Origin of the sequence: Lancefieldella sp. Marseille-Q7238, from assembly GCF_949152215.1 — a bacterium.
Classification (GTDB): domain Bacteria; phylum Actinomycetota; class Coriobacteriia; order Coriobacteriales; family Atopobiaceae; genus Lancefieldella.
Genome location: NZ_OX424407.1, coordinates 1,174,052 through 1,194,631, shown reverse-complemented (window position 1 = coordinate 1,194,631; position 20,580 = coordinate 1,174,052). Strand labels below are relative to the sequence as shown.

Sequence of the window (20,580 nt, the reverse complement as noted above, 5' to 3'; positions counted from 1 at the left end):
TTGTATATAAAAAGAAGTACAACTTATAATACCCATTTTGTTTTATATAATCTCAGTCTGTATCAGCTATTACGCTCTCTGCAAAACAGAACTTAGAACATATCGATTCGCGGGAAGCCAGATATTCCCCCATTCAGCAGGGACATTATTCTCTAAATAACATATCTGATCAATATTCAACACAGGAGAGGCTTCATCGCAACATAGTAACGCTCCTCTTTCACTTCCCGCAACACGCGCTCCATGCCATTGCTTAGCAAACCCGATTCTTCTCTTTGATGTTTCTTCGATTGCGCTAAACAAAGTTGCCTTTGTAAAATCATATGTATCGAGTTTCGGACACGTTAGTAAACTCATTTTGCTTTCCATAAGCAACGCTGGTTCATCATTAACCAGACGGAGTCTTCTTAAAAAAAGAGTTGACGATCCAAGAGGTATTTGAAGCTTTTCACTTGTAAGTTCATCTGCTTCTATGATCTCTTTGTTTACGACTTTCGTGACGAAAGATATCCCCTGCATTCTTAAAGATTCAGCAAATGAAAGAAGGTTGCCCCCTGCAGGATGATATAAACTTGGTTCAGTAATAAAAGTTCCCTTCCCGCGAATTTGAACCAGAAGTCCCTCTCCAGCTAAAGCTCTAATACCCTTTTGAACAGTTCCCCTGCTAACTCCAAGTTCCTTTACTAAGCTGTACTCAGATGGAATCTTTGTATTTACGCCCCACTCTTTTGAATATATCTTTTCGCGGATAAAGTCTGACACCTGCATATGTAAAGGTTTAGATTCTTCTTTATAAAGCTGTTGTGTCACCGGTACCTCCGAAAAGACTTTTTTCTTACTTACGCAAGGACTCCTCAATACTTATGAAATGATACCCGTAATCCCCCACGCAATAAGAGCTATTCCGCCAATGGTTAATATCATGATTGAAAGGAGGTTTCTTAAGATCTGCCCACTGAGCAATGCATTTTTCATACCCATAAAAAAAGTCTCTCCGTCAAGCGTATTTGCATCTACGATTCTGCCTAGGCTCATACATAAAACAACAAGGAGCACAATTCCAAGGATAAGTCTCATGATTCCGAGTTGTTTCTCTCCTTGAAGAAATGCTGAAATGTTAAATTTCAATCCCACAGGAAACACATAGAGAAGTACAAAGAGAACTAGGATGGTTATGGCAATATATGTCGCCCCCTGGGATAGGTTTTTCCTTGTATTGTTTTGAACATAATCGCTACTGCGCAATGTAAAGTCATCCTGCTGTTTTATACTTTTATTCATTCTTGTTCTCTTCTTAGCACTCTTACACATACCATTCCCCGTCCAATTGATTTTTCTTGTAGACCATTCACATTCAATAGCTATAGTTATAATTGTATAGATAAACATATTCAACTTAAAGGAGGTAGTCAATATATGAAGATCGCACCTTCCCTCATGAACATGGGTTTACTTCACGTGGAAGATGATATCAGACAGTTGGATACCTATACTGACTTTTACCATGTCGACATCATTGACTGGCATTATGTTAAAAATATGTGTCTTTCTCCCCAAGTTATTAAGGAAATTAGAAAAGTAACAGATAAACCTATAGAAGCTCATCTTTATGTAGACAACTTAGAAGAAGATTTGATAGATTACTGCTTGCGATGTGGTGCCGATATCATCACGATGCCCTCAGATATTGTTGGGCGATCAATACATCGCTTTAGTAAGCTTATACATACCCATAAGGCTAAGGTAGGGGTATTTCTTAATCCCTCTCAATCTGTAGATGAAATACAGCAGTACTCCGATATACTTGATCAGTTAATTCTATTATCTGTCGATCCTGGTTTTAGTGGACAAGATTTTGTACAAGGGACGTTTCAAAAAATTGCCAATGCAAAATCTTACAGAGAAGCATCCTCTTCTGGCTACATGATTACTGTTGATGGGGGGTGCAATCAATCGAATTTTGAACACCTCTTTAATGCAGGTGCCGATGCTTTGGTTCTAGGACGAGGACTTTTTGATAGAAATGCTAATTTAGGAATAGCGATTTCAGAAACGTATAGAGAGTTTATGCATCTTAAAGCCATTTCTCAAGGCTGACTAGCAATCATGGTCATCTACACTATAGATGACCATGATTAAAGCTTAAAATAAAAAACAAATTGCATTGCTAAAATAAGTTCGGCTATGAAGAGTTCTCGACACTTACTTGCAAAATTCTTCCCGTGCAGACATTTAAACGATATACAAAATAGATTATCTTATAATTTTCAGGTAAAGCCACTGGATATATATTCAGTGGCTTTTCTATGAACGACTGCTTCTGTCCTTTTAAAGACTACTCGCCAATCACGCAAACTTTGACTTTGCGATTACGCTCTCTATTCTGATCCCAGTCAACCAGATAAATATGACCAAATTCCCCGGTTGCAGGCATGCCGTCAGTAACTACAAACGTTTGACTGCTGCCAAAAAGAGAAGCTCTCAGGTGCGCGTCACCATTCAAAATGGTATTTGCCTCTCCCGGAAACTCAGGATGTTCATCATGGTAATCCACAAGAAATTGAACGTGTTTTGGTCCTGGATACCGGTATTCACGATTCTCTTCAACCTCACGAGGAATCATCTTGTCAACAAAACGAATCAGATCTCCCTGAAGAAACTCCTGGCCCTGCCAATTTGTATCGTGAACATACTCCTCAAAAATGACTGAACAGGTAGTATGTGTCGTTTGACACGTTACGATGCCATTTGAGATTCCTGACGCAGCAATGATGTCAATTACTTGCTGTTTGATATCGATAAAATCGGGACGACCCGCCGCGGTTGATACCGTAACCGTATCTTGATAGACAGCCATACGTCTCTTCTCCAATCTTTTCTTGCTGTATTTACTGTGCAAAATCAGTACGCGCTCGATCAAGCGCTTCAAACATTTCGTCAAGCGTCGCAAATGGGTCATCCGCCGCGACAATGCCCGAGGTGCCTCCGGTCGCATCGGCACCATATTTGATAGCGTCATAGACGTTTTCGCCGGAGCTGATGCCTGCCGCTTGAAGCACTTTAGTAGCGGGAGAAATAGCCTTGACAGCCTCCGTTGAAGCGCGCATATAATCCTCGCTGGCAATCTGACCGGTTCCAATAAGACTTGTAAGTTCGCAGGTCATAATATCCGGATGAAGCTCCGCAATAGCCTTCGCCTCTTCAACGGAATCAGCGCACACACAGGTCAGAATTCCAACTTCATCAGCGCGGGCTATGGTTGCAGCCAGCTCATGAACGGTCATGGGATTCTCGGCATGGTTCAAAAATGTAGCCTTTACTCCCGCCGCCGCAAGCGCCTCAGGCAAGATATGTCCCATGCCACGACCAGGCTTGAGGCTTTCCATATTTTGAGCGCACGGAATAAGGTGCTTGCAATGCTCCGCGACCCAGGCTAAATCAATCAGCTGCGCCGTGAACAGACAATCAAAATCGTACTTCTCGCAAAGTTCATCCGCTTTAACAGCAAGATTGCGAAGCTTTTCTCCATACAAATACGACTTTGGATTGATGACAAAAAATGGGCTTCTCAGCTTGTGCTTTTCCATACAAATCCCCTTTACCCACAGCTATGCGTACACCATACCAAGCTCAATACAAGCAGTATATATCACTTGTACACGATTTTATATACAAGATGTTGTTATCGGTGAGCGCGCTCATTTCGGGGCTGAATTGCGTCCCCTACTACCGCCTGTCCTGACGTGAGCCACGTAAGACTCCACTCAAAGGGGGTTTTATCGGCAAATCTGATTGTTTGCTCAAGAACCAGGATTGGTGAGTTCTCATCGCACTGTAAGTAGCGGCCGTGCTCCGCTCCCGCCGCGCGCGCCGTATAGCGAATCTTTGAGTACGAAATCTTCTTTCCGCTGCATCGTTCCGCGGCTGAAAAGGCTGGTTCCACTCGAAAATCTGCTTTTTCATAGCCGGGACATTCCGACAAATTCGTCCAACTTTCCTGACACAAAATAGGCTCGCCATCGACATATCTGACCCTGCGCAAAAAACAAATGAGGTCTAAAGGCGATGCCTGCAACTCATTTTTTACATTTTCCGGAGCGGGTAGAACTTTCTTTTCAAGGACTTTTGTTTCAAAGTCCATCCCCTGATTCCTGAGCGATTCGGCAAACGAAAGAGGTCGAACACCCGCTGGATGAGACAGTCCTTCTTCAGCGACATACGTACCCTTTCCGTGGACGCGAAGTAAAAGACCTTCGTTGACCAGCGTTTCAATCGCATGCCGTACGGTTCCTCGACTGATACCGAAGCGATCCATAAGTTCATGTTCCGAGAGGATCTTTTCGCCTGAAACTAATTCTCGCGAGTAGATCATCTCTCTGATCTGATCAGCTAACTGGGAATGGAGCGACGTCGTACCACTAGTAATTAAAGCTTTTTTCGGCTCATCTTGATTAGTAAGCTTTTCTGGCGTTGGAAAGAGGGGGTAGGCTTTATCGTCATCTGCAACCTTTGTGCACACTGCAACCTTCTAACGTAAAATAGAACAGACCGGGGTTACTATAGACAAGTAGTATACAAGTGATGGAGGAGATGCGCCAGACGAAAGGCTGCAGAAACCGTAATCTAGCATAAAATACCTGGTAGGGGCGGAGGGACTCGAACCCTCACAACCGAAGTTTAGGGATTTTAAGTCCCCTGCGTCTGCCAATTCCGCCACGCCCCCGAATGCATCGATATTATCGCACGATGTTCGCAAACATGCATCCAAGATTTACTTCTTCGTAAGCGGTTTCAGGATCGGTCGCCACACCACCGGAGACTCTCGCCCTTCATACACTGCCGCCGCGGTAATCACAAGTCCGAAAAGCAAGTCGCTTTCGCTGGCAATCATCGTGTTGAATCCCGTCGCCCGTATCAGCTCAAAAAGCGTAATCGTTCCGCCCAGTATCACCGGCGCGCGTTTTTCCTGCAGTCCCGGAAGTTCTGCTCGCTCCTTCACGGTCATGCCGGCGAGAAGCCCTTCAAGTTTTTGCACATCCTCAAGTGAAATGCCCCTCAGGTGCACGAATGAGGGATCGTATGGTTCCAACTTGGCGTTCATCGCGATAAGGCTCGTAGTGGTACCTCCAGTTGCTACAAGTACCTCAGGTTTTCTCGCCGTTTGATACTCCGAACTCGCAAGCGCCTCCGAGAACAGACGCCGAGCAAATTCATGGGCAGCTTCAAGATCTTGAGTTGCGGGAATTCCATCCGCAGACAAGAAGTGATCGGTCATACGTCGGCAACCGACGTCGATAGAGCGGATAAACGACAGATTGATTGCGCCGCCCGCTACATTTCCAAGCGCCAACTCCGTAGAGCCGCCGCCGCTGTCGGCCACAAGAATCTGGCGGTCATTGAAGTCCTGCGCCACACCCAAAAACGTAAGCGCCGCCTCAATCTCACCAGGAATAATCATGGGTTCAAGGCCCAAGGACGCTAAAGCCATACCAAGGTCAGGAGCATTTTGAGCGTCACGGGCGGCGGAAGTAAGCGTACATACGATAGCCTCAGCGCCGGCGCTCTTAGCAGCCTCAACATATGAGGCCGCAACCGCATATACCCGCTCGATTGCTTTTTGATCAAGCAGGCCGGTTGCGTCAACGCCAATCCCAAGATTACAAATTTCGGTATGTTTTGCCATGCGCAGCACGCGTCCGCCGGTGACCTCCGCCACAGCAAGCCGCACCGTTACCGTACCGATATCAATTGCGGCAATCATGGCGTCTACTCTTGCGCATCGGTTGGAGCGTATCCGAAAATAGCGTCAAGCAACTGAATGTACCAGGGATGTTCCGGTCGCTGTTTTTCTTTTGGTTTGTCATCGGAAGTCGTATTGCCTACGCCTTCAACTGAAACGCTATTCTCGTCATCGGAAACATAGCCGCGCTCGTGAGCCTTGTCTTTGATGCCTTCCGGCGTTTGCAGACGCTGCACGTCATTGTTGAGATCTTTGTTCTCTTCCTCTATCTGCTTCTGCGTCACCTGCAGCTCTTGTGCATCCCGGACTGCATGATAGTAGCCTTGAATCGGTCCATAAAGGCCCACGATAACAACTACAAGCACAAAGATAGTGACAGCAAGTTTTTTATGGGCTAGCAAGGCGTCTTTGATTCGTTCCAGTGGGCGCGTAGCCGATGCACCGCCTCGCGCTTCCCTGTGGCCGGTGCCGCGGTTAGTATCACGGTTGCGAACGCCGTGGCCTGCAGTGCGACCTGTAGTGCCGCCCGCCGAGCGTCCCGCGGTGTGCCCGGTGTTTTGAGTACGGTCGCTTCCTCGCTCACCGCGCGCCCTGGCGCTGGAGTTCATGGCACTTCTCGACTGCCTGGCCGCATCGCCCGTTCCGCGCTTTGAGACGGAACCGATAGTTGACGCGGTCGGATGAACCCGCGCGCGCTTCGAGGGCACCTGCGATTCTTGCGAAGATCTTTTATCAGTCGGGCTCAAACTCATCGCCTGCTCGTTTCCGGTTCGTTTAAGGGTAGGGCGTTTTTCCAGTATGGCAGACTTCATGCCTTTAAAGGGCTTTCAGCAAAAACTTCATTTACTCTTCTGACTTTGCCTGCTGCCACAGGTCCTCAAGCAGCTCGCGGTGGTCTTCAAGCGAGAAGCCCTTCTGCCTCGCAAGCTCCTCCATGCGCGACCAGCGGCGACGCATCTTTCGATTAGCCGAAGCAAGCGCCTCTTCCGCATCGATTCCGTCTCGCCTGGCCAGCTGCACCATGACAAAGAGCAGGTCACCGAATTCTTCCGCTCGAGCTTCAGAGCCCGGCGTTTCAGCTTCGTATTCCGCGCGTTCCTCGACAGCTTTCTGCCAGATATCTTCGACAGAATCCCAGTCAAACCCTACCTTTGCCACGCGCTTGGAGAGTTTTTGAGCCTGCATGAGTGCCGGCAGCGAGTGCGGGACGCTATCGAGAAGTCCTTCGGTGTGCACACGGTCTTCTTCATTGGCGCGCTCGGCAGCTTTCACGCTGTCCCATACCGTAAGCGCCGAATCGGCATCCTGAGCGTTTCCCGCCTCGGGTCCAAATACGTGCGGATGGCGGCGGATCAGCTTCTCATTGAGCGCACGACACACATCGTCAATATCAAAACCACTGTCGTCTGATTCAATCTGCGAATGAAGTAACACCTGTTCAAGCACATCCCCAAGCTCTTCCTGAAGGTGCTCGGAAGAACCGTCCTTGACAGCCTCGACAGCCTCATAGGCCTCTTCAATCATGTTTTTAGTAATGGAGTCGTGCGTCTGAGCCTTATCCCATGGACAACCGTCGCTTTGGCGAAGGCGCCAGATTGTGCGCACGAGACGATCAAATTCAGGGTGCTTTGACGGAGCGCCATCGCGTTGTTGCGTCTGTGCATCAATTTGACTTGCGAGTTTTGCGACATCCGTTGCGGCCACGCTTTTCTCGCCCATTACAGCTCCTCGGGATACTTGAAATCCCAGTCAGCGCGAAGATTAGTCATAAGCTCCATAACATCAGCTGAGGTTCCAATCTGTGCGCGAGTACGTTCGTCTCCCGCAACAGCGCGCTCCATATCAGCCAACACATAGCCCAGCGCCTGCGCCGTATTGCCAACCCGCAGCTCTTCTCGCTCACCTGTCTCTGTCCAAACAATGGACGTGCGATCAGCCCGCGGATACTCCATAATTTCAAGATAGGCCTTATCTGCGGAAATCATGGCTCGCTTGGGCTGCTTTGAGTGCATAGTAAGGGAAAGAACAACCATCTGCCCCTCGGCGTTGCGCAGTAAAATGCCCTCAGTTTCATCGGTTCCCGTGGGAGCGGGATTCATCATTGAAAGCACCTCATGCGGCTGACTTTTCAGGAAGAGGCGAGCAAGAGTGAGAGAATATACGCCAATATCGAGAAGTGCGCCGCCCGCCAGCTTCGGATTGAAGAAGCGATTCTTCATGTCGTATTCCTTATAGCTGCCAAAATTCTCCTGAATGAGGTTTACCGGACCGAAATCGCCCGCATCAATGCGTCGCTGCAGCTCCTTGTAGAGCGGCATGTGTAAAACGGTACAGGCGTCCATAAGCTGAACGCCGTGCTCAGCCGCCAGCTCGCGCGCTTCTGCAAGTTCAGCGGAGTTGAGCGTAATAGATTTCTCGCAGAGTACATGCTTACCCGCTGCAAGAGCTTTTCGCAGGTATGTAATGTGCGTGTTATGAGGCGTCGTCAGATAGAGCGCGTCAATGTCAGGAGCGGCGATAAGTTCGTCAATGGTGTCGTAAACCCGCAGTACGCTATGCCTCTCTGCAAACGCTACCGCCTTTTCATGGGTGCGATTCGCAACGCCGTTAATATGGCGACCTTCCCCTGCAAGCGCCTCAGCCATCTGGTTGGCGATAACGCCGCAGCCAATAACACCCCACCGCAGCTGTGGAGCTGTAAACAAGTCCTTCGTTTCCTGGTACACAGCGCCTCCTTATATCGCAATGGTCTCCTTACGTGCCCGCTACAGGCTTGCCACTACGAGTCTGCCTGTTGCGGGCTTGCCCACTAGGGACTTGCTCGCTGCAGACCTGCCCGCTACAGGTTTGCTCTCACACAAAGCGTCCATACTCTTGTCCCACTAAAAAGATATGAACAATTTCTATCCTATCCCTATGAGATCGATAGATCAGCACATACTTCGAAAAAGATACTTTCCTATAGCCACGCTTCTTCAGCTCACTATCCTTAAGCCGCGGATGAATGTGATGCGGCGTTTGCAGCGACCACATCAGTACCGCAAACTCTGAAAGAAAACCGAACTCATCGGCAGCGCTTTTTCTAATTGAGTGCAGATATTCTACGATCAACAAGAACTCTCGCCGCGCGGAGGCGGATAAAACAACGTCACTAGTTTTCATGTTCGCGCTCACGATAGCCGTATCCACAACGCTTCTTTGCTTCCGAAAGAACCGTGCGAACATCTGCAGCCTCACCTGCGTTGAGCTCTGCTTCAGAAACCGCAATAATCTGGTGGATCTTCTCGCGCGATGCCTCAAACTGAAGCGCATCAAATTGTTCAGGCGACAATGCAATAAACGCTTTGTAACCGTTCTTTGTCACGATGATGGGCTCTGAAGACTCAACAACCTTTTTGACAAACGCGGACGTGTTTTTTAATTCTCTCATAGGAACGCAAATAGCCACGAGAACCCCTTTCAGGCTGTTGCCTCGCTTTACCCTGCACAAACGGAAGTATGAAATAAAAGGCTATGAACGTGCCATAGATTTTGCGCGCCCATACGCCGAAATTTTTCTTCCATTTAGCATTGTAGGCAATGTACCACAATTATGGTACATTGCCTACAACTAAGGAATCAGACCCAATGATGCCCACAAAACCGATTTTAGCGGAAGCGGACTCCCGTTGCACCGGCCCCGCAATACTGCATCAACTAGGCAATACCGCATCAGCTCGGCAATACTGCCTCAGCCCGGTAACACTGCACCTGCAAGAAACACTACATCAGCTCGGTAACATTCTTGGCGAACTGGATGGGGTCATCTACAGGAAGCCCCTCGACAAGCAGAGCCTGGTCATAGAGGAGGTTTGCATAGAGCGAAAGTTTGTCCTCCTTCTTTGAAGCCTGCGCCTCGACAAGCTTTTGAAACACCGGATGCTGCGGATTGACCTCGAGTACGCGTTGCGCCTTAGGCATCTGATCCGCTTCAGGACCCTGTTCCATAACACGCTCCATCTCAAGCGAGACTGGTCCTTCCGTTGCAACGCGAGCCGGAGCCTCCCCCAAAGACGCCGAAGTTGTAACACTTGTCACTTTTCCGTCAAGCGCTTTGGCCAGCGCATCGAGAAGGTCCTTGTGCTTCTCGCCTGCCGTCTTGGCCTCTTCCTGCTCCTTCTCGCTTGCAAGGTTCAGATCGGCAGCAGACACATTCGTAAACGCAAGGTCGCATAGCGAGGCTTCGGAGGTCTCGGATGAGGCGTCCTTTGCAGCGGCAGTAGCGGCAGCGGCAGGCGCAAGCAACTCCGCCTGATAGGACCGCATAACCTGGAACATGAACTCATCCACGTCCTGCGTACAAAGAAGCACGTCGTAGCCGTGGGCAAGAGCGTTTTTCACAACCGGCATGTTGGCGAGACGCTCGCGGTCAGTTCCCGCGGCGTAGTAAATCTTCTCTTGGCCCTCACTCCGATTCTGGGCGTATTCTTTGAGCGTTACCAGCTTCTTTTCTCGAGCGGACCAGAACAGCAGGAGGTCGGCAAGCTCATCCGCCTTGGCACCGTAAGAGCTGTAGATGCCAAACTTGAGTCCCCTGCCGAAGTTCTCAAAGAACTGTTCATAGGCGGGACGATCACTGTCCCTCATGGCTTCAAGCTCGGATGTGATTTTCTTCTCAACGCGTCGGGCAATGGCCTTCAGCTGAGAGTTTTGCTGCAGGGTCTCACGGGAAATATTGAGGGTTACGTCGGGAGAATCGACGACGCCGCGGACAAAGTTGTAGCAGTCGGGCAAAAGATCGGCGCACTTCTCCTGAATCAAAACGTTGGAGGTGTAGAGCGCCAGGCCCTTCTCGTAATCCTTGCTGTAAAGGTCAAACGGTACGCGACTGGGAATGAAGAGCAGCGCGTCATAGGAGAGCGCGCCTTCGGCATGGAACGACACCGTACGCGCGGGATTCTCCCAGTCATGGAAGGTTGCCTTATAGAACTCGTCATAGTCGCTTTGTTCGACCTCACTCGAACGCTTTTTCCAAATGGGCGTCATCGAGTTGATGGTTTCAAGCTCCTGATACTGCTCATACTGCGGCGTATAATCGTCGCCGGCGTCCTCTGGCTTGGGAAGCTCGCGGCTCTTCTCGACCATCATCTGAATGGGATAGCGCACGTAGTTTGAATAATGGCGCACGAGTTCGCGCAGCTTCCACTCCGAGAGGAACTGATCGGTATCTTCTGCCTCGGTAGAGGGGCGGAGGAACAGCGTTATGACCGTGCCGTGCGAGCTGTCGGCGCGTAAAGATTCGGGCAGGTCGGCGTCTGTTGCTTCTGCAACGGTATACCCATGCACGCCGTCAGACTCCCAGACATAGGCGCACTTCTTGCCATACGCGCGGCTCATCACGCGAACTTTTTGAGCAATCATGAAGCTGGAGTAAAAGCCGACGCCAAATTGACCGATGATGTCGATATTGTCGCCCTGATGGTCGGAATTTTCTTCCTTGAACTGCTCGGAACCGGAGTGCGCGATAGTACCGAGATTCTTGTCGAGTTCGTCTTTTGTCATGCCGATGCCGTTGTCGCTTACCGTGATGGTTCGGGCATCTTTATCGAAAGCAAGGTTGATTGCCAGAGCATCCGTCACGTTAACGTCTTTTTTGATGAGGCTTTCAAAGGAAAGCTTGTCGAGCGCGTCTGAGGCGTTGGAAATGAGTTCGCGCAGGAAAATCTCACGATTGGTGTAGATGGAGTTGATCATAAGATCAAGCAGTTTCTTGCTTTCGGTCTTAAATTGCTTCATGGGTAACAGGACTTCCTTTCAGTTCTTGAGTTGCCGCCTTACCTGTTCTGCAGAAACAGGCTTTCAACACACTTTTCATACCAGTTATCGGGATACCCTTGGATGGATACTCCTATTCAGGTGATAGGCTCTAGCAAAACCGGATGAAGTCGCCGGCACAATACGAGATTTTTCTACCGAGAAGTACAGAATGTCTCCAACACGCGCACGCGAGGAAGACAATCATCGACAATGTCTTCAGCGACACTATAGGTTGAATCAAACACTCGGCCGTAGTTGCCAAGCCCCGCGTTCATAAGTTCAGGCTGAACCGCCTCCACTAATGGTTTTGCAATTTGTTTAACCATCCTTGAAGTAATGCCAAGATCTTTTGCAAGTTGATCGAAGGTATGCGCATCAATATTGTCTATAAGCCGCTCTCCCCCAAAGTCAAAGGCCATCTCACGACTAAACCGCTCAAAGCGCGTAGTGCATACCAAGTCATATGCCGGAGAAAACACCGGTCGGCGCGATTCGCTATTCCAAAGCAGCGAGTAATTCTTGAGATGCGAATCGCAATCGCCAATCAAGTAGGTAAAGCAAAGCATTTGTACAAACTTTGTTATTTCTCTTGCCGGCTGCGCGGTATATCTCCGGAGCATCTCCGCAATAGCCGCAACGCTACCTCCTGGAAGTTCCGCGTATTTTGATGCGGACGTTACCCCAAAGGCCTGCGCCAAATCTTCCTGATGAAATCGAATGACCTTAACCGTTTGATTTGACTGGCTTACATGGCGATCAAACCTCTTGACCGCGAGGACTTGTCTCCCAAAATTCTCAAGCGAAACATCTGCCACCGACAGTCCACACGCTTTTGCCGCTTTCATACACACATACTCTATTTCAGGAATATCTCTCACGTCGCTTATCTTCATGATATGGCTGGCAGCCGCAAGTCCCTTTGGCTTCAACCATCCTGATTTTGATAAATCTGTGTCGGTTGTATAGGTAAGTCCTGTTTTTAACTGCGTTCCCGCTAAGGAAAGCCTCGAAACTATATTCTCGAAAGCGGTCGACCTGTCAGTCTTAAAGATGTTTTTTAACTCTTGCTCCGTCAGCGCTTGATATGAAAAAGCCTCCCTTTCAAAAGACTCAGCAGCCTCGCGAATCACAACATCGCCAATACAATCATGGCCACATACGCCAAGCAAGGTAAGGTAATCATGTTCGTTGATCTGAAGTTCCTGACAAAGTATTGAGCGAGCTTCATATTCAGGAAGCAAGCCCTCAAAGTAAGGCCTGAATTCCTCTTCAGCATAGTGCCGTTTGTCTAAAGGAAGTGACTCGGAAATCGCAATGGCGTCTTTGTCATGTATATATGTTTCGCTATAGGCAAAAAATTTCGTTCCATCCGCTTCACGTGACACAATCGTGCCTACATGAACGGGAACATCAAAAGAAAGCCGATACACCTCCAGCTCAGTCATCAGGAACGCACCTCCGCATAGAGATCTAGACCGAGTACCGTTAAAACTTTGATGGTTCGTCCGAGCTCGGCCGTCGTCTTGCCGCGTTCCAACTGAGAGATAAACGTACTACCCACTCCTGCGACATTAGCAAGGTCAAGCTGTGTCAAATTCTGGCTTTTGCGTACCTTCCGGATAAGTTTCCCCAGGTCCTCCGGACTTGTAATACCTTGCATATCCACCCCATATATACGAACGCATATATATCGCTTACACACTATAATATTTATTCGTTCGCATAAAGTCAACTACATACAGGTAGAATTTATTCGTTCGCATATATACGAGAAGACCGCGTGTATGCAGCAATTCCTTCGGCCGCACGGTCTTCTCGCTACGAAAGCTTCACAAGATATGTGGCCGTTACTTTTCCGCCTCGTTATCGCCGAGCGCTTTGCCGCCGTTAGGCACAGCATTACTGCCGAGCGTTCCGCCACCCCTGGACATCTCATTACCGCCGGACGCCTCATCGCTGTCGAACTCCTCATCGTCTCCGCCAAGCTCTTCGAGAACACCCAAAGCCGCAGGCATAAGCTGTTCATCTTTGTGTCGGAATGGATAGCCAAGTTTTTCGGACTTGGGATAGTAGATGGCACCGCGTGCTTTGAACTTGAGCGCCTGCTCACGGGGAATCTTGATTCCTTGGTACACAAGGCGTCCTCCGGTAAGCGAAATCGAGGCCAAACCGAGCCGTTCTGCGCGGATACGTATCCGCGCGCGGTCGAAGAGATTCTTGCCGGCAAGAGGCAACGCACCAAAGCGCTCCTCCGTCTCCTGCTGTATCTCATCCACATCCGCAAGATCCCAAGCGGCCGCCAAACGGCGATACACCAGCACGCGCCGGTCAACCTCTGGTAGATATTCTTCATCCAAGAAGAAATCGGCGGGCAAATTGAGGGTCACCTCTGCCTGTTCGATATCGGGGGTCTCCCCGCGCGCTTCGGCAACAGCCTCGCCAAGCATCTGCGTAAAGAGATCAAAGCCCACTCCGGAGAGATTACCGTGCTGCTCAGCGCCCATAAGCGAACCCGCACCGCGAATCTCAAGGTCGCGCATGGCAATCCTCATGCCGCTACCGAGATCTTGATACTCGTTGATGGCGGTCAAGCGCGCTGTTGCTTCTTCGGTAAGCGGCATCTCCGCAGGGAACATAAAGTACGCGTACGCCTGCTGCCGGCCTCGACCAACGCGTCCCTTCAGCTGGTAGAGCTGGGCTAAGCCCAAACGTTCCGAGTCTTCGATGATCAACGTGTTGGTGTGCGGATTATCGATGCCTGATTCAATAATAGTTGTCGCTACCAAGACATCTATCTCATGTTCCTGAAAACGCAGCATCACGTCTTCTACCTCGCGAGCATTCATTTGGCCGTGGGCTACGCCTACGCGCGCTTCCGGCGCCGCCTCCGCCACGCGACTCACAGCGTCATCGATAGTAGTAACGCGGTTGGAGACGTAATACACCTGTCCTTCTCGCGCGAGTTCAGCCCTAATAGCAGCGGACACAAGGTCGGGGTCGTACTCCCCTACCATCACTTTGACCGGCTTTCTGCCCGGAGGAGGCGTCATGATAAGGCTCATGTCGCGCACACCACTCATAGCCATCTGCATGGTACGAGGAATGGGTGTCGCGGAAAGCGTCAGTACATCAACCTGTTCGCGCATATTTTTAAGCTGCTCTTTATGCTGGACCCCAAAACGCTGCTCCTCATCAACGATGACAAGTCCCAGGTCGTGAGGGTTCACATCCGCCGACAGCAAACGATGAGTTCCCACCAAAACATTCACCGAACCGTCCGCAAAGCCCTCCAGCGCCCGCCGTTGCCGCGCAGGCGTAACAAAACGGGAAAGTACCGCCACACGCAGGCCAAAGGGGGCAAAGCGCGAGAAGAACGTCTCAAAATGCTGCTGAGCCAAAATGGTAGTAGGACACAAAATCATGACTTGACGGCCGTCCTGGCATGCCTTGAATGCAGCACGCAACGCAACCTCTGTCTTGCCAAATCCCACATCGCCGCAGAGCAGCCGATCCATAGGCTTTTGCGCTTCCATGTCAAGCTTGATATCCGCAATCGCGCTCTCTTGATCGGGTGTCATTGGATAAGGAAAAGCAGCTTCCATCTCTTCCTGCGCGGGAGTATCAAAGGAAAACGCATACCCCGGCACTGAGGCACGGCGCGTATAGAGATCAACCAGGTCAAATGCTAGTTTTTTAGCGGATTTGCGCGCTTTTGCCGTGGCTCGAGACCAGTCAGCTGTACTCAGGCGAGTCAGCCTTGGAGCGGCGCCATCAGGTCCTACATATCTTGTCAGCCGGTCAACCTGCTCAAAGGGAACGTAAAGCTTGTCGCCCTGCGCATACTCAAGCAGGAAGTAATCACGCATCCTGCCCGCAGCTTCTTCTCGTACAATCTCCTTGAAGTAGGCAATACCGTGTTTAGCGTGAACAACGTAGTCGCCCGGCTTGAAAGGAAACGTAACACTGGTAGGGTCGACGCGCCTGGAGCGGCGATGGCTGCGAGCAGAGCGAACGGTAAGATCCGAAACGGATAATACGGCAAGGTCTGCCGAAGGTACAATGATGCCCGCTGGAACCGGAGCATCGGTAAATGTCACCCTGCCGCGTTTCAGAGTAGTATACGAAATATCCTGTTTTGGGATATTTTCTTTTGACGTGCCTAAAGACACTTCAAACGGTATGCTTTCATCGCTGAAATGAGACATCATATGCTCACGGGCAGCTCTATCCGGAACAGCAAAGACGACAACATCATTGTCATGAACCAGCTGACGAACGCAGCTGAGCAGCTTAGCGTCCGATCCGGCAATAGAGGGCCTGTGTACCGCAAGTTCCGCTGTAACCTGACCGCCCGCACGCAAAAGCGAAGCAAAAGAAAAGCGCTGCTGCTTTCCGAAATCCAGCTCTCTTGGCATGGTGTACAGCCCGTCGAGTTTAACCTTCGCCGTTTGCGCGGCGGATGCAATCTCATCCATAGCTCGCTGACAGTCGTCAAAAAGTGAGCGGGGTTCGGAGAGAACCACGAGGGTTTCAGCCGCAATGTGTTCCAGGGGATTCGCCGTTGTACCATATAGGATGGGCAGATAGCGCTCAAGCGTCGAAACGGAAGCTCCGCGCTGAATGAGCTCTAAGTCCGCAGCTATCGCGCTATTCTCCTGAGCGCGGTTATACAATGCCGCCTCAGCATTGCGGATAGTCTCTGCAGTAAGGGCCAACTCACGGCACGGGACTACCGTCACCGATTCAAGCTCGCCGATGGTCTGGCCGGTAGCGGCTACCATGCGACGAATGCGATCAATCTCGTCACCGAAAAATTCCAAGCGCACTGCACTGCTGAACTGGGCGGGAAATATATCGACCGTGTCGCCATGCACATGAAACGAGCCGGGAACATCCGCCGCGCCGGTGTCGGCATACCCCATGCCTACCAGAAGCGCAGGCACCTCTTCAAAAGGCACGACATCGCCTATAGAAAACGTACTGGGCATACAGTAGCCCGAGCCCACCGGAGGAACCCGGCGCAAAAGTGCACGGGCGCTTGCGACCACGACGCACTTCTCGCCCGCAGCAAGGCGAGCAATCGCATGACAGCGCATGCCGATAAGAGCGTCGTCCGGCGCGGTTTCCGACCAAGGGTAGTCGCGACGTTCAGGATACCTCAAGACCACGTCATTGCCGAGCCACGCCGCGAGAGCGCGAGCACTACGATTAGCCGCTTCCTCACCGGCCACCACCAGCACGGTCGGCCGCGGGTTGTGCGCCCAGACGGACGCGAGCACCAACGTGCGAGCGCCTTGCGCCACAGCTAACGTAGCGTCTTTGCCTTCCGACAGCACGCGCATACAGGCTGCAAGTTCGGGAGCGGATAACAGGCGCTGAGCAACTCGATTGATAAACACAAAGACTCCTTAACGCGGCAAAAGCCCACATGTAAAAACACGCGGGCTACACCTGATTAGATTGGATTGCTATTGTAACGGTTTCGCCCGCGGTTTCAGCCGCAGTTTCGATCAGCAGTTTCGACCACGGTTTCAGCCGCGGTCTCGACCGGCAGTTTCGGCCACAGTTTTCTCTAACGAGCGCCGCGCCGCGCCAAGGCCCTCAGTTTTTCAGCGGCATCATGAGTCAGGAGTTCAGGCGGGCATCTCCAAACCCAATTGTCCTTGCAGGTCCCCGGCACATTCATGCGAGCGGAATCGTCCAGCCCCAGTACGTCTTGCAAAGGCAGTATGGCCACGTCATTCGGAACCGACAGCACGTGCTCAACCACAGCGTTAAACAGCTCAAGGGTCTTCTCGTCAGCCAAACCGTTTACGGCCGCATCCTCTGTATCGGGAAAAGTGAAACGGCGCTTGATATGACCAGCGAGTGTCGAGGTGTCGTGCGTTGAGGTGTAGAGCACCGTCTCAGGCGGCGCCACAAAATGCTCGCGGGGGTCTCCATCGGCAAACACCGCCACCGACATGCCGGGAATACCTGTCTCCGCCAAAAGCGCGCGAACTGCAGGCGTCACGGAGCCAAGGTCTTCGGCAATGAAGGGCAGCTCGCCAAAGCGTCTATGCGCCTCCTGGAACAGGTCGAGTCCGGGTCCAAAAAGATCGGAACCGTCTGCGGCCGTATGTCCGGACGGAATATCGTAATACGAGATAAATCCCAGAAAATGGTCAAGACGCGTATAGCCGTACAGGTCAAAGGAACGCTCAAAGCGCTGCATCCACCACGCGTACCCCTGCTGCTTCAACACGTCCCAGCGGTATGCGGGATTGCCCCAGAGCTGACCCTCCGGAGCAAACGAATCGGGCGGGGTACCCGGCTGAGAAGCTATGCGCCCCTCCGCGTCCAAATCAAAAATCTCCGGATGCGCCCATACGTCAGCGGAATCCGCCGAAACAAACATGGGCATGTCGCCAATGATTTGAACTCCGTGCTTATGCGCGTAATCACGCAATTCATGCCATTCGCGTTCAAACATAAACTGAATACGGCGCCGGCGTTCGGCGCCTTCTCTTACGCCGGCGCGGGCCGCCAATTCCGGAGTATAGCTCCTGTATTCTTCTGGCCAGTCTTGCCACGCCACGTCTTCCCCAAAGGTATCCTTCAGGGCGCGAAAGACAGCGTACGGCTCCAGCCAATAGGCGTTTTTCTTGCAGAATTCCTGATAGCTATAACGGAAAACCGTGTTGCGCTCAAGGGCCTCAAAGCGCTCAAGGGCGCCGCTGGCTCCTCCGTCAAGCAGGGAAGCGTTTCCAGCAAAAGCAGAAAGACCCGCATACGGAGAGCCGCACTCATCCGTCGGATTTACGGGCAAAATCTGCCAGTACATTTGACCAGCCTCTTCCAGCCAGTCGACAAACCGATGGGCATCAGAACCAATAGTTGCCCCCTGGGACACATACGGAGCATTCAGCTTGTCCGGAAGTGAGGTAATATGCGCGAGAACGCCCATACCGCGCTTCATGGGACGCTGCAGGCGACGCGGACGGTGTATGTGCAAAATCGTGGTGCCAAGCGGCCACATGAACACTTCTACGGAATCGTTACGAACCTCAAGCACCTGTCCGGTGATGATATCACTGACTTGCATGCCAGGCGCAATGGGAACGCGAATATTTTGAACCTTGGAGAGGCTCCTGTTGATAAGCACGCAGACCCGTTCCTCCGGATCGTGAAGTACATCAGCATGTTGTTCGCGCGTCCCGTTGTAGCGCCAAAATCCGAAAACATCCTCATTGGGCGCAAATGGTTCAAATTCACCGCTGGTTAGCACGGGGACTATCTTGCGCAGAGCAATCGAATTGCGATAGATGGCAGCACAGTCCTTGTCGCCATGGCGAGAAGCGCCGCGCACCCCGTCGTCCTCCTGACCCCAGGGCATCGTCGCGCGATTGTAGGGGTCACGGTTTCCTTCGAGGCCCCACTCATCGCCGTAATACACGCACGGTACACCTGGCATGGTCATCTGAATGACGCTCGCCGCCCATAAGCGGCTCTTACCAAGGCCGCGCTCATCGGACGAGAGGGGAAATTCCTGCGTCTCCGCGGGAGCCGTACGCGAATAAGGAGCGCCGCTCAAAATGGTCATAATGCGCGCGCGATCATGACTTCCCATAAGATTGAGTGACGAGAAAAACGCGTGCTTCGGATAGTTCTCCCGGAGCTCTTCAAGGCGTTGAGCCAGCTCATAGGCGGAAATCTCGCTACGCAGGTACTTAAGCACCCCAGAGCGCAAGGGATAGTTCATGGTGCCGTCAAGCTCATTGTCGGCAAAATAGCGCTTGAGTTCGCCGTAAGCGCGTTTGTTGCTGGCGTCTTCCCATACTTCACCGATTACTACCGCGTCAGAGCGCTCAGCCAAAGCTGCCTCATGAATCTCGGCGAGAAATTCATCGGAAAGCTCATCTGCCACATCGAGACGCCAACCGCGCGCACCGGCACGAATCCAGCGGCGCACGACGCCATCCTTTCCGCAGATGAAATCACGGAATGATCGGCTGGTCTCATTGACGTCGGGAAGGTCGTCAACACCCCACCAACTTGCGTACGATCCGTCTTCCGCAAGCGTAAACCAATCCGCATAGGGCGACTTCTCGCCCTGACAAGCGCCTATGTCGGAGTAGTTGTGTTCACGATTAAAGTAACGGGAATCCGCTCCCGTATGGTTGAAGACGCCGTCCAAAATAATGGAAATGCCGCGGGCTTTTGCTTCACGACACAGTGTCTTGAACGATGCTTCATCGCCCAAAATAGGATCGATGGCAAGATAATCGGCTGTATCATAGCGGTGATTGCTGGCCGCTTCAAAGATAGGATTGAGATAGATGATGGTGATACCCAGCGCCTGAAGATAGTCCAGCTTTTCCGTAATGCCTTCCAGCGTACCGCCGTAAAAATCCCATTTGAGGATACGGCTGTTTTCATCCCGCGCATAGCTAGGTGTGCGGTCCCAATCTTCTATCAGCTCACGCTGTGGCCCGCGGTGCGGTTTATCAAGCGCCGCGCGAGTTCGCCTGCGCCAGTCAGCGCCGCGCGCGAAGCGGTCGGGAAATATCTGGTACGCGATACCCTTTTCATACCAGGTGGGACAGACCTTGCGCGGCCTATACACCGTCAACTGAAATGAGGGCGGTTCGCCGAAAGCGAAATCGCCTACACCGGTAACCCATCCTTCGCGGGCGCCGTACTTCCACACAGCGCCGTCCGATGCCTCAATCTCAAAGCGATACCACACAATACCTGTAGTATCGGGAGCAAACGACACCGAGAAGAGTACGGCGTCGGCGGGAACGCAGGAAGCGTACGCCGCGCCAAAGCCAACACGCCGCGCGTCAACAACTTGGCTGACTACGCCATCATCAACCGCAGAGCGAGCAGTCCGCTGCATGGAGAGGCACTTCTCGCCATTGCCTTCAATCCAGAGCCTGAGAGAACAGCCCCGCACGTCATCGCCCCAAACGGCAATAGAAAGCGTAACGTTTTCGCCAAGACGAACCGCGCCGAACGGCTGACGGTACGCTGCCAGCGAAGTGCTGTGAAAAGCCTGCATA

The 20,580-nt window shown here is 51.5% G+C and carries 17 protein-coding genes and 1 tRNA gene; 1 reads left to right on the top strand and 17 read right to left on the bottom strand.

Going from position 1 to position 20,580, the window contains the following annotated elements:
- Positions 1–69: 69 nt before the first annotated feature.
- Both QM016_RS05410 and QM016_RS05405 read right to left on the bottom strand, forming a co-directional pair.
- Complete coding sequence (locus QM016_RS05410; RefSeq protein WP_016477521.1) at positions 70–810, bottom strand: GntR family transcriptional regulator; 741 nt, start codon at positions 808–810, stop codon at positions 70–72.
- Between the two features lie 51 nt (positions 811–861).
- Positions 862–1,311: a hypothetical protein gene (locus QM016_RS05405; RefSeq protein ID WP_282710649.1), complete on the bottom strand. Its 450-nt coding sequence runs from the start codon at positions 1,309–1,311 to the stop codon at positions 862–864.
- Between the two features lie 105 nt (positions 1,312–1,416).
- On the opposite strand from QM016_RS05405, the gene QM016_RS05400 reads away from it, so the two are divergent.
- Positions 1,417–2,097, top strand: coding sequence for a ribulose phosphate epimerase (locus QM016_RS05400; protein ID WP_282710648.1), 681 nt, complete (start codon positions 1,417–1,419; stop codon positions 2,095–2,097).
- Positions 2,098–2,335: 238 nt separating this feature from the next.
- On the opposite strand, the gene QM016_RS05395 is transcribed toward QM016_RS05400, so the two are convergent.
- The 15 genes from QM016_RS05395 to QM016_RS05325 all read right to left on the bottom strand — a co-directional run bounded on the left by QM016_RS05395 (position 2,336) and on the right by QM016_RS05325 (position 20,579).
- The gene (locus tag QM016_RS05395; RefSeq protein ID WP_282710646.1) at positions 2,336–2,857 is read right to left on the bottom strand and encodes a YjbQ family protein; all 522 of its coding nucleotides are present in this window, start codon (positions 2,855–2,857) and stop codon (positions 2,336–2,338) included.
- 31 nt (positions 2,858–2,888) lie between these two features.
- On the bottom strand, positions 2,889–3,587 hold the full coding sequence (locus QM016_RS05390) for a triose-phosphate isomerase (RefSeq protein WP_282710644.1): 699 nt from the start codon (positions 3,585–3,587) through the stop codon (positions 2,889–2,891).
- Positions 3,588–3,682: 95 nt separating this feature from the next.
- Entirely contained in the window at positions 3,683–4,519 is an 837-nt protein-coding gene (locus QM016_RS05385) for a GntR family transcriptional regulator (protein ID WP_282710641.1), read from the bottom strand.
- Between the two features lie 119 nt (positions 4,520–4,638).
- Positions 4,639–4,723, bottom strand: a tRNA-Leu gene (locus QM016_RS05380).
- A gap of 48 nt (positions 4,724–4,771) precedes the next feature.
- Entirely contained in the window at positions 4,772–5,761 is a 990-nt protein-coding gene (locus QM016_RS05375) for a phosphatase (protein WP_282710640.1), read from the bottom strand.
- Between the two features lie 5 nt (positions 5,762–5,766).
- A complete protein-coding gene (locus tag QM016_RS05370; RefSeq protein WP_282710638.1) occupies positions 5,767–6,492 on the bottom strand; it encodes a septum formation initiator family protein in 726 nt (241 codons plus the stop codon).
- A 91-nt stretch (positions 6,493–6,583) separates the two neighbouring features.
- Positions 6,584–7,459, bottom strand: a complete 876-nt coding sequence (gene mazG, locus QM016_RS05365; RefSeq protein ID WP_282710636.1) for a nucleoside triphosphate pyrophosphohydrolase — start codon at positions 7,457–7,459, stop codon at positions 6,584–6,586.
- Positions 7,459–8,466 (bottom strand): Gfo/Idh/MocA family oxidoreductase, encoded by a 1,008-nt coding sequence (locus QM016_RS05360; protein ID WP_282710635.1) that lies wholly within the window; start codon positions 8,464–8,466, stop codon positions 7,459–7,461. The genes mazG and QM016_RS05360 overlap by 1 nt, the downstream gene beginning before the upstream one ends.
- A gap of 127 nt (positions 8,467–8,593) precedes the next feature.
- Complete coding sequence (locus QM016_RS05355; protein WP_198009240.1) at positions 8,594–8,929, bottom strand: type II toxin-antitoxin system RelE/ParE family toxin; 336 nt, start codon at positions 8,927–8,929, stop codon at positions 8,594–8,596.
- A complete protein-coding gene (locus tag QM016_RS05350; protein ID WP_282710632.1) occupies positions 8,892–9,188 on the bottom strand; it encodes a type II toxin-antitoxin system Phd/YefM family antitoxin in 297 nt (98 codons plus the stop codon). The genes QM016_RS05355 and QM016_RS05350 overlap by 38 nt, the downstream gene beginning before the upstream one ends.
- A 314-nt stretch (positions 9,189–9,502) precedes the next feature.
- The gene (htpG, locus tag QM016_RS05345; RefSeq protein ID WP_282710630.1) at positions 9,503–11,515 is read right to left on the bottom strand and encodes a molecular chaperone HtpG; all 2,013 of its coding nucleotides are present in this window, start codon (positions 11,513–11,515) and stop codon (positions 9,503–9,505) included.
- A 173-nt stretch (positions 11,516–11,688) separates the two neighbouring features.
- Positions 11,689–12,981, bottom strand: coding sequence for a HipA domain-containing protein (locus QM016_RS05340; RefSeq protein WP_282710628.1), 1,293 nt, complete (start codon positions 12,979–12,981; stop codon positions 11,689–11,691).
- A complete protein-coding gene (locus QM016_RS05335) occupies positions 12,981–13,196 on the bottom strand; it encodes a type II toxin-antitoxin system Y4mF family antitoxin (protein WP_016477544.1) in 216 nt (71 codons plus the stop codon). The genes QM016_RS05340 and QM016_RS05335 overlap by 1 nt, the downstream gene beginning before the upstream one ends.
- A 187-nt stretch (positions 13,197–13,383) precedes the next feature.
- Positions 13,384–16,935: a transcription-repair coupling factor gene (gene mfd, locus QM016_RS05330; RefSeq protein WP_282710626.1), complete on the bottom strand. Its 3,552-nt coding sequence runs from the start codon at positions 16,933–16,935 to the stop codon at positions 13,384–13,386.
- Positions 16,936–17,108: 173 nt separating this feature from the next.
- Positions 17,109–20,579, bottom strand: a complete 3,471-nt coding sequence (locus QM016_RS05325) for a 4-alpha-glucanotransferase (protein ID WP_282710624.1) — start codon at positions 20,577–20,579, stop codon at positions 17,109–17,111.
- Position 20,580: the final 1 nt, after the last annotated feature.

Coding starts and splice junctions, on each gene's coding strand:
- QM016_RS05395 (WP_282710646.1), bottom strand. CDS start 2,857: ATGGCTGTCTATCAAGATACGGTTACGGTATCAACCGCGGCGGGTCGT.
- QM016_RS05375 (WP_282710640.1), bottom strand. CDS start 5,761: ATGATTGCCGCAATTGATATCGGTACGGTAACGGTGCGGCTTGCTGTG.
- QM016_RS05340 (WP_282710628.1), bottom strand. CDS start 12,981: ATGACTGAGCTGGAGGTGTATCGGCTTTCTTTTGATGTTCCCGTTCAT.
- QM016_RS05325 (WP_282710624.1), bottom strand. CDS start 20,579: ATGCAGGCTTTTCACAGCACTTCGCTGGCAGCGTACCGTCAGCCGTTC.
- QM016_RS05400 (WP_282710648.1), top strand. CDS start 1,417: ATGAAGATCGCACCTTCCCTCATGAACATGGGTTTACTTCACGTGGAA.
- htpG (WP_282710630.1), bottom strand. CDS start 11,515: ATGAAGCAATTTAAGACCGAAAGCAAGAAACTGCTTGATCTTATGATC.
- QM016_RS05390 (WP_282710644.1), bottom strand. CDS start 3,587: ATGGAAAAGCACAAGCTGAGAAGCCCATTTTTTGTCATCAATCCAAAG.
- mazG (WP_282710636.1), bottom strand. CDS start 7,459: ATGGGCGAGAAAAGCGTGGCCGCAACGGATGTCGCAAAACTCGCAAGT.
- QM016_RS05335 (WP_016477544.1), bottom strand. CDS start 13,196: ATGCAAGGTATTACAAGTCCGGAGGACCTGGGGAAACTTATCCGGAAG.
- QM016_RS05405 (WP_282710649.1), bottom strand. CDS start 1,311: ATGTGTAAGAGTGCTAAGAAGAGAACAAGAATGAATAAAAGTATAAAA.
- QM016_RS05370 (WP_282710638.1), bottom strand. CDS start 6,492: ATGAGTTTGAGCCCGACTGATAAAAGATCTTCGCAAGAATCGCAGGTG.